We start from the raw sequence: 4,975 nt of genomic DNA on the forward strand, positions 1-4,975 counted from the left end.
CGAGCCGGCGTGGCGGGCGAGGGCGTAGACGCCGACGACGGCCACGGTCGTCGCCGTGAGGGTCAGCCCGAGCCCGTCGACGGTGGCGTTCGCGACGCCGGCGACGGCGAAACAGGCCAGCGCGGCGGCGAGGCGAAAGCGGTCCGTCCCGCGTGGTGTCGAAGTCACGTCAGGCACTGCTTTGCCGGGTTGAATGGGTGATCGAATATATAGCTGTTGACTGGGGCCGGGCTCGAGCCACGATCCCCGACTCGCCGCCCGCGCGACGGGCTCACTCGGCCGAGCCGTCGGCGGCCGGCAGGGTGACGGTAAAGGTTGCGCCCTCGCCCGGCTCGGAGTCGACAGTGATCTGGCCGCCGTGGCGCTCGATGATCCGGTGACAGAGTGCGAGCCCGATCCCCGTTCCGGGGTGGTCCTCGTGGCTGTGGAGCCGCTGGAACACCCGGAAGATCCGGTCTTGATGCTCGGGATCGATCCCGATCCCCTCGTCGCGGACCGAGATCGCCCACCGGTCGCCGGTTCGTTCGGCGCTGACGTGAATTTCCGGTGGCTCGTCGCCGCTGTACTCGAGGGCGTTCGTGAGGAGGTTCTGGAACACCTGTCGGAGCTGACCGGCGTCGCCCCGGACCACGGGCAGGGACTCGACCGTGACCGTGGCGTCTTCCTCCTCGATCCTGAACTGGAGGTCTTCGCGGACGTCTGCGACGACGTCCGCGAGGGAAAGCGGCTCGAGGGGGTCCCCGCGGGTCTCGATGCGGGAGTACTCGAGCAGGCCGTTGATCATCTCCGAGAGCCGCTCGGCCCCGTCGACGGCGTAGTCGATGAACTCCTGGCCGTCCGCATCGAGGTCGTCGGCGTAGCGGCCCTCGAGCAAGCGGAGGTAGCTCGAGATCATCCGCAGGGGCTCTTGCAGGTCGTGGGAGGCGGCGTAGGCGAACTGCTCGAGGCGTTCGTTCGACTCCTCGAGTTTGCGCTGGTACTCCGTGCGTTCGGTGACGTCCTGAATGACGAGCATCCCCGAGGTGACCGCCCCACCGGTCCGGACGGGAAGGGTAGTTGCGCGGAGTTCCCGGCCGCAGTAGCCGATTTCGAAGGACCGCTGCTCGCCCTCGAGCGCGGCGCGGAAGTGGGGTTCGATCTCCGCGAGCAGGTCGTCGGGGTATCGCTCGTGGATCGTCTGGCCGATCGTGGCCTCCCGATCGATGCCGATCTCACCGAGGAGACCACCGCCCGCGGCCGTATACCGCAGGTCCTCGTCGAACAGCGCGACGACGCCGTTCGGGAAGTTCTCGGCCAGGGTCCGGTAGCGCTGTTCGCTCTCCTCGAGTCGGCGCTGTCGCGCCTTCCGTTCGGTGACGTCCCTGACGACGCCGATCCGCTCGCGCCCGCGGTCGGCCGACGTGACCGACGTGACCGCCGCCTCTATCGAACGCCGCTCGCCGGCTTTCGTCCGAAGATCCGCTTCGACGGTCGGCTCACCGGACTCGTCGGCGGCGATCTCCCGTGCGAGGGCCATCACGTGTTCGTCGACGACCATCGAGGCGTGGCTCCCGAGCAGTTCCTCGCGGTCGTAGCCCGTCAACTCGACGTACGCGTCGTTGACCATCGTGAACCGGCCCTCGGCGTCGAGGACGTAGATCCCGTCCTCGACCGTCTCGATGATCCGTTCGTACTGCTCGAGCTGTCGTTCCCGTCGCTTTCGCTCCGAAACGTCCCTGAAGTACACCGACAACCCGGTCTCGGAGGGGTAGGCCTGAATCTCCATCCAGACCTCGAGCGACTCGGAGTAGCGCTCCCACGAGACCGGCTCCTGGGTCGCCATCGCCTCCCGGTAGCGGTCGGCGAGATCCGAGCGCGTCCCGCTGGGGAACACCTCCCAGATGTTCCGTCCGAGCAGTTCGTCCCGTGAACGGCCCAGTAGCTCCGCGGCGCGGTCGTTGACGTGAGTGAAACACCACTCGTCGTCGAGCGCGTAGAAGGCATCCGAGACGCGCCCGAGGATCTCGCTCAGTTCGGACTCGAGTTCGTGTTTGCGACGCTGGAGACGGCGTTCCTGTTCTTTCAGCGCCGTGATGTCCTCGCCGACGGAGACAACCCGTTCGACATCGCCATCGGGGCCGAACACGGGGACGGCAGTGATGGAAAACCACGTCCGCTCGCCCGAATCCGCCCCGATCGACAACTCCACATCGCGGACCGGCTCGCCGGTGTCCCTGACGCGTGCCGACGGGCCGCGATCGGGGCCGATCGGCTCGCCATCGGCGTCGACGACGGTCCGTTCGGCGAGCAGTTCGGTCTCGCCGAGCGGCTCGCGATCCGCGAGTCCGAGCGCCGTCTGTGCGTGTCGGTTTGCCAGCACCGTCTCTCCCTCGGCGTCCTCGACCGAGACCGCCACCGGCATCGTCCGGAGCAGCGTCTCGGTCTGGACCCGTTCGCGCTCGAGGTGCTGTTCGTGGCTGATCCGGTCGAACGTCGCCTCCAGACTCGAGGCGACGATCTTCGCCAGCGAGAGATCGGCCGCGTCGAAGGCCGCTTGCTCCTCGGCACCGATGATGACGATCCCGTGGTCGCCGATCGGGAGACAGATCTCGCTGTGGATCGGCGTCTCGGGGTTGTAGACGGCCTCGTCGGCAGTGACGTCGTCGTAGATCAGCGGCTCACCGGTCTCGAAGACCTGCCAGGCGATCCCCTCGCCCGCCTCGAACGTCGGCGGCTCGCCGAAGAGGGATTCGGCCGCGTCGGTCCAGGCGACCGGCTCGAGCGTCTCGTCGGCCGGCTCGTGGAGGAAGACGCCGTTGACCTTGAGCGCGAGGATGTCGGCGAGATGGCGACACGCCTGCTCGGCGACCGCCCGCCGCGTGCCGGTGGCGAGCCACTCGCGAACGGCCTCGTTGAGCCGCCGCAGCTGATAGGCCCGCCGGTGTCGGTCGGTCACGTCGTAGTAGAGTTCGAGCCGGCCGCCGGCGTACGGCCCCGACCGGATGGGCTTGCTCCGGTGTTCGAGCCAGCATTCCTCGCGGCCCTCGTCCGACGTGACACGACACTCGAACCGTTCGGCGTCGCTGTTGTCGTCGTAGGTCGCGCCGACGATGTCGGCGAACCCGGCCGGTTCGGCGATCCGGTCGCTGATCACGTCGTCGATCACCGTCATCTTGTCCCGGCCGACGACGGTCGCCGCGTCGAGCCCGAAGTACCGCTCCGTCGCGTCGTTGATCCAGACGATATCGAACTCGTCATCGAGGACGAAGACGCCGACATCGGCCTCCTCGAGGACGGCCGTAATCGGTTCGAACGTCGAGGGCGGTCCCGCGGTGGCCGACGTCGCTTCGGACGCGGTGTCGAGTTCACGGACGAGCGCGATCGATCCCCGACTACCATCGGCGGCCGGAACCGTCCCGAGGCGAACCGAACAGGCCACAGTGGTCCCGTCGGCCGTCCGAACGGGGAACTCGAACGGGGCATCGTCGGCCGCGAGCGCGTCGGCACCCTCGAGCAGCCACGAGACGTGTTCGCCCCGGAGCGCCTCGTGCGTGTACCCGGTCAGCTCGAGCAGGTCGTCGTTGACGGCGACGATCCGGTCGTCGGCGTCCAGTTGGATCACGCCGTCGTCGACCGTCTCGACGAGCGTTCGGTACCACTGGCGGGCCGCCCGGCCGTCGCCCTCGTCCCACGGTGGCGAGCCCGCTGGTTCCACCCGTTCAGTCATTGAGAGAGCAACGCCACTCCGACGGATAAGTGCAGCGCCGATGGCTATCACGGCGGGGGCCGTATGCGGGCGCGGCCGTCGAACCGAAACACGGCGACCGGGCCGTTCCCGTCAGTCGTCGCCGGTGAGGACGCGCTCCTCGGGGCTCGGCCGACCCGGATGGATCCCGTACGTGGCGAACCCGTAGAGGACCGTCATCGCGACTGCACAGATGACCGTCGCACCCGCGAGCGACTCGACGGCGAGGCCGACGACGGGCCCGCGAAACGCCTCGCCGACGGCGGCCGCCGACTCGCCGTCGGGGGCCGCCGACAGCCCGTAGGGGAGAAACGTCGCGAACGCGACGAGCCACCATCGCGTTACCGCCCGTCGGAGTCCCACCGTGCCGGCGTCTCGGGCGGCGTCCGTGAGCGCGGCGACGCCGAGCGCGATCAGGAGCAGCGCCGGCAGCGTTCGAAGCGGGGAGTCAAAGCCGGTATTAACCGCGACGCCGACGGCGACGATCGCGACCGCGGCGACGCGCACCGAACGGGGCGGCCGATGGCCTGTCTCGGACATCCTGTCGCCCGGTAGCAACGGGTTGTACAAAACTCTCCCGACCCGTCCGTGTCGTCGCGCGGACGACGCGATCGCCGCGCCCCCGCGGCCACAACAAAGGACGTATTACCACTGCCGGTAACTCGAGGGTGAGAACGAATGCAGGACCGCGATCGAGTCTCCCTGACGACACTCCGACGGTCGGTGGCGGCCGCTCGCGGCCGCGCGATCCGCGCCGCATCGCGGCTGCCCGGTGCCGGGACCGCCGGACGGCTGGGGCGGCTCTGGCAGCGACACGTCCGGGGCCGGCCCGACCAGTATCAGGCGTCGATCACCTTTCCGACCGGGCCCGACCGACCGGATATCGGCGAGATACAGGGCTGGATCGAGGCCCTCGAGTACGCGTTCGAGGGGCGGCTCGATGTCTACGCCCGACGGGGGCGCATCGCGGTCGAGACCGATCCCGTGTCGGCGGAGCTGTTCGACACCGAGGAGTTCGAGGCGATCTGCGATCGGATCGCGGACGGCTACGGCGGTTCCCACTCCCTCGCACATCTGCGGAAGTGGCGACGGAACGAGGGCCGGCTCGTGCGGGCCCACGTGATCGTTCCGGTCAAGCCGCTGTTTCCCCGCGATGAGGAACCGGCGACGGAACCCGCCGCGACCGCGCCGGCGGCCGGGTCCGACTGAGGACCGGGCGCAGCGTCGCTCGGCCGCCTGCGGTCGTCGCCC

General features: G+C 69.1%; 3 protein-coding genes. 1 reads left to right on the forward strand and 2 read right to left on the reverse strand.

Translation table 11 applies throughout. The features are described 5' to 3' along the window. Positions 1 to 271: 271 nt before the first annotated feature. A complete protein-coding gene (locus tag ACSBP4_RS19500; protein ID WP_435553195.1) occupies positions 272 to 3,706 on the reverse strand; it encodes a PAS domain S-box protein in 3,435 nt (1,144 codons plus the stop codon). A 111-nt stretch (positions 3,707 to 3,817) separates the two neighbouring features. Next, the gene (locus ACSBP4_RS19505; RefSeq protein ID WP_049964468.1) at positions 3,818 to 4,264 is read right to left on the reverse strand and encodes a hypothetical protein; all 447 of its coding nucleotides are present in this window, start codon (positions 4,262 to 4,264) and stop codon (positions 3,818 to 3,820) included. 138 nt (positions 4,265 to 4,402) lie between these two features. Here ACSBP4_RS19505 and ACSBP4_RS19510 point away from each other — a divergent pair, with 138 nt between their 5' ends. Further along, positions 4,403 to 4,933 (forward strand): hypothetical protein, encoded by a 531-nt coding sequence (locus tag ACSBP4_RS19510; protein ID WP_435553196.1) that lies wholly within the window; start codon positions 4,403 to 4,405, stop codon positions 4,931 to 4,933. Positions 4,934 to 4,975: the final 42 nt, after the last annotated feature.

The organism is Natrinema sp. CGMCC1.2065 (assembly GCF_051225675.1).
In the GTDB taxonomy this organism is placed as follows: Archaea; Halobacteriota; Halobacteria; order Halobacteriales; family Natrialbaceae; genus Natrinema; species Natrinema thermotolerans.

Bases quoted from the DNA above. Each gene is read 5' to 3' on its own strand.
- ACSBP4_RS19500 (WP_435553195.1), bottom strand. From the start codon at position 3,706: ATGACTGAACGGGTGGAACCAGCGGGCTCGCCACCGTGGGACGAGGGC.
- ACSBP4_RS19505 (WP_049964468.1), bottom strand. From the start codon at position 4,264: ATGTCCGAGACAGGCCATCGGCCGCCCCGTTCGGTGCGCGTCGCCGCG.
- ACSBP4_RS19510 (WP_435553196.1), top strand. From the start codon at position 4,403: ATGCAGGACCGCGATCGAGTCTCCCTGACGACACTCCGACGGTCGGTG.